This is a genomic window from Mycobacterium sp., assembly GCF_049280035.1.
Classification (GTDB): Bacteria; Actinomycetota; Actinomycetes; order Mycobacteriales; family Mycobacteriaceae; genus Mycobacterium.
Map to the genome: position 1 here is coordinate 1 of NZ_JBAPPI010000253.1, position 4,102 is coordinate 4,102.

General features: G+C 66.5%; 5 protein-coding genes. All 5 read left to right on the forward strand.

From position 1 onward, the window contains the following. The coding region (locus tag WAN71_RS08165; RefSeq protein WP_422224842.1) for an NlpC/P60 family protein at window positions 1–625 on the forward strand (625 nt) is incomplete at its 5' end. A gap of 15 nt (window positions 626–640) precedes the next feature. Then, window positions 641–1,375, forward strand: a complete 735-nt coding sequence (ripB, locus tag WAN71_RS08170; RefSeq protein ID WP_422224846.1) for an NlpC/P60 family peptidoglycan endopeptidase RipB — start codon at window positions 641–643, stop codon at window positions 1,373–1,375. Window positions 1,376–1,530: 155 nt separating this feature from the next. Beyond that, window positions 1,531–2,655 carry an AAA family ATPase gene (locus WAN71_RS08175; RefSeq protein WP_422224843.1) on the forward strand — a complete coding sequence of 375 codons (1,125 nt, stop codon included), beginning with the start codon at window positions 1,531–1,533 and terminating at the stop codon, window positions 2,653–2,655. Beyond that, window positions 2,652–3,617, forward strand: coding sequence for a DUF58 domain-containing protein (locus WAN71_RS08180; RefSeq protein WP_422224844.1), 966 nt, complete (start codon window positions 2,652–2,654; stop codon window positions 3,615–3,617). The genes WAN71_RS08175 and WAN71_RS08180 overlap by 4 nt, the downstream gene beginning before the upstream one ends. A gap of 34 nt (window positions 3,618–3,651) precedes the next feature. Then, window positions 3,652–4,102, forward strand: a 451-nt coding sequence (locus WAN71_RS08185) for a VWA domain-containing protein (protein WP_422224845.1), incomplete at its 3' end; no start/stop codon positions are given.

A 4,102-nucleotide genomic window follows, 5' to 3' on the forward strand; every position in this document is an offset into this window, starting at 1 on the left:
GGGCAACGGCGGTCGATGGGACGGCGAATGGGATCCCACGCTGCCGATGGTGCCCAGCGCTAACGTCGCGGGCGACCCCATCGCGATCCTCAACAAGGTTCTGGGGATTTCGGCGACCTCGTCGCAGGTCACCGCCAATATGGGCCGCAGCTTCCTACAGCAGATGGGGCTGGCTCCCACACCCACCGGCTTCACCAACGGCCGCATTCCACGGGTGTATGGACGGCAGGCGTCGGAGTATGTGATCCGCCGCGGGCTGTCGCAGTTGGGCGTGCCGTATTCGTGGGGCGGTGGCAACGCGGGCGGACCGAGTAACGGCATCGGATCCGGTTCCGATACAAACGGTTTCGACTGCTCGGGCCTGGTGCTGTACTCGTTTGCCGGGGTGGGGATCAAGCTGCCGCACTACTCGGGTTCGCAGTACAACCTGGGCCGCAAGATTCCGTCTTCGCAGATGCGCCGTGGCGACGTGATTTTCTACGGCCCCGGCGGCAGTCAGCACGTGACCATCTACCTCGGTCAGGGTCAGATGCTCGAGGCGCCCGACGTCGGGTTGAAAGTCCGGGTTGCACCGGTTCGCACCAGCGGTATGACGCCCTACGTAGTCCGCTACATCGAGTACTGACGCGTGAAGGGATTTATGCGCCGCTGGCTTAGCCGCTGCTCGCCTAGAAATGCCAAGGGGTTACGCCGGGCCGGGCCGGTCTGGCCGATTCTGGCTGCGGTCGCTCTGCTGATCGGTCTGGCAGGCCCCGCGAATGCCGAGGATGGGGCGTGGGATCCCACCCTGCCGCCGGTAGTCAGCGCGGGCGCACCGGGAGACCCGGTCGCCATCGCCAACCAGTCGCTGCAGGCCACCGCCAGCGCCACCCAGACCACGCTTGATCTAGGACGGCAGTTCCTCGGCGGCCTTGGCATCAACCTCGGCGGTGGCAGTGGCACCAGTCCCAACGGGATACCGCGGGTCTACGGGCGACAGGCCGTCGAGTATGCGATTCGCCGCGGGTCCTCGCAGATGGGTGTGCCGTATTCGTGGGGCGGCGGCACCCTGAATGGCCCTAGCAAGGGCGTGGAATCCGGCGCTGGCACCGTCGGCTTCGACTGCTCGGGATTAGTCCGGTACAGCTTTGCCGGGGTCGGCGTGCTGATCCCAAGGTTCTCGGGTGACCAGTACAACGCCGGTCGCCACATTCCGCCGTCGCAGGCCAAGCGCGGTGACCTCATCTTCTACGGCCCGGGCGGCACCCAGCACGTCACCATCTACCTGGGCAACGGCCAGATGTTGGAGGCGTCGGGCAGCGCCGGCAAAGTCACCGTCAGCCCGGTGCGCAAGGGGGGGATGACGCCGTTTTTGACCCGGATCATCGAGAACTGACACCGGGCCTGCCCCATCGTCAGAGACGGCCACGTCGACGGAATCCGGGCGGCCTGGAATAGTTGAGCAAGGGCACGCCGCTGCCCCGCGACGTTCGTCGTGCGAGCAGTCGTGTCTCATTGAGCTTTGGAGGATCGAGCCGTGGAGGGTAATCGATGACATCAGCAGGTGGGCCGCCCCCGGGCGCCGGCGATTACTCGGGCGGACACCCGACGGCTGCTGCGCACGCGGCGCCGTCCGGCGGCGGCAACGGGCTGGCCGCCGAGGTGCACACCCTGGAACGAGCCATCTTCGAAGTCAAACGGATCATCGTGGGTCAAGACCAGCTCGTGGAACGGATGCTGGTCGGCCTGCTGTCCAAGGGCCATGTGCTGCTCGAGGGTGTGCCCGGCGTGGCCAAGACGCTGGCCGTGGAGACCTTCGCGCGGGTGGTCGGCGGGACGTTCGCACGCATCCAGTTCACGCCCGACCTGGTGCCCACCGACATCGTCGGTACCCGGATCTACCGCCAGGGCAAGGAGGAGTTCGACACCGAGCTCGGTCCGGTGGTGGTCAACTTCCTGCTCGCCGATGAGATCAACCGTGCCCCGGCGAAGGTGCAGTCGGCTCTGCTGGAGGTCATGCAGGAACGCCAGGTGTCGATCGGTGGCAAGAGGTTCCCGCTGCCCAACCCGTTCCTGGTGATGGCGACGCAGAACCCGATCGAGCATGAGGGCGTCTACCCGCTGCCCGAGGCCCAGCGCGACCGCTTCCTTTTCAAGATCAACGTCGGTTACCCCTCGCCGGAGGAAGAGCGCGAGATCATCTACCGGATGGGCGTCCGGCCGCCGGAGGCCAAGCAGATCCTGAACACCGGTGACCTGCTGCGGCTGCAGGAGATCGCCGCGAACAACTTTGTTCACCACGCGCTAGTGGACTATGTGGTGCGCGTCGTCATGGCCACCCGTTATCCCGAGCAACTCGGGATGAACGACGTCAAGAGCTGGATCTCGTTCGGTGCTTCGCCACGTGCCTCGCTAGGGATCATCGCCGGCGCGCGCTCGCTGGCTTTGGTGCGCGGCCGCGACTACGTGATCCCGCAGGACATCGTTGAGGTCATTCCCGACGTGCTGCGGCATCGGTTGGTGCTCACCTATGACGCGCTCGCGGACGAGATCTCGCCGGAGATCGTCATCAACCGGATTCTGCAGACCGTCGGTATGCCGCAGGTGAATGCCGTTCCGCAACAGGGCCATTCGGTACCTCCGGTGATGCAAACCGCGGCGGCTAGCGGTCGGTGACCGATACAAATTCAGCCGCGGGCCAGCCCGCGGCTACGCATCCGCCGTCGTTTCAGCGGGGGCAGATCGATGACCCGAAGCTGTCGGCGGCGCTGCGGACGCTGGAGCTCACGGTCAAACGCAAGCTCGACGGTGTGCTGCACGGCGACCACCTCGGCCTGATCCCGGGTCCGGGTTCGGAGCCGGGGGAGTCACGCGAGTATCAGCCCGGCGACGACGTCCGCCGGATGGACTGGGCGGTCACCGCACGCACCAACCACCCGCATGTCCGGCAGATGATCGCCGACCGGGAACTGGAGACCTGGCTGGTGGTCGACCTGTCGGCGAGCCTGGACTTCGGCACAACGGTCTGCGAGAAGCGTGACCTGGCGGTGGCGGCCGCTGCCGCCATCACGTTCCTCAACAGCGGTGGAGGAAACCGGCTCGGCGCGCTGATCGCCAACGGCGACAAGATGACTCGGGTACCCGCGCGCTCCGGACGTCAGCACGAGCACACGCTGTTACGCACCATCGCCACCATGCCCAAAGCGCCGGTCGGGGTCCGGGGAGACCTGGCGGTGACCATCGACGCGTTGCGCCGTCCGGAACGCCGCCGCGGGATGGCCGTGATCATCAGCGACTTCCTCGGCCCGATCAACTGGATGCGTCCGCTGCGGGCGATCGCTGCGCGCCATGAGGTGCTGGGCATCGAGGTGCTCGATCCCCGCGACGTCGAATTGCCCGACGTCGGCGACGTCATCTTGCAAGACGCCGAATCCGGTGTCACCCGCGAGTTCACCATCGACGCGCAGCTGCGCGACGACTTCGCCAAGGCGGTGGTCGCACATCGCGCCGACGTGGCCCGCACGATGCGCAGCTGCGGAGCGCCGCTGCTGTCGCTGCGCACCGACCGGGATTGGATCGCCGACATCGTCCGCTTCGTCGAATCCCGCCGGCGCGGGGCACTGGCCGGGCGCCAGTGACGTCAGCGGACACACACACCAAGACAGGTCTGGTATGACACTGCCGTTGCTCGGGCCGATGACGCTGTCCGGGTTCGCCCACGCGTGGTTTTTTCTGTTCCTGCTAGTCGTTTTGGGCCTGGTGGCGCTGTACATCATCGTCCAGGTTGCCCGGCATCGCCGGATGCTGCGCTTCGCCAACATGGAACTGCTGGAAAGCGTCGCCCCCAAGCAGCCCACTCGGTGGCGCCACCTGTCGGCCATCCTGCTGGTGTCGGCGCTGGTGCTGTTCACGATTGCAATGGCCGGGCCGACCCACGATGTCCGAATTCCGCGCAACCGTGCGGTCGTCATGTTGGTCATCGACGTCTCGCAGTCGATGCGGGCCACCGACGTCGAACCCAACCGGATGGCCGCGGCCGAAGCGGCCGCCAAGGAGTTCGCGGGCGAGCTCACCCCCGGTATCAACCTCGGGCTGATCGCCTATGCCGGGACGGCGACGGTTC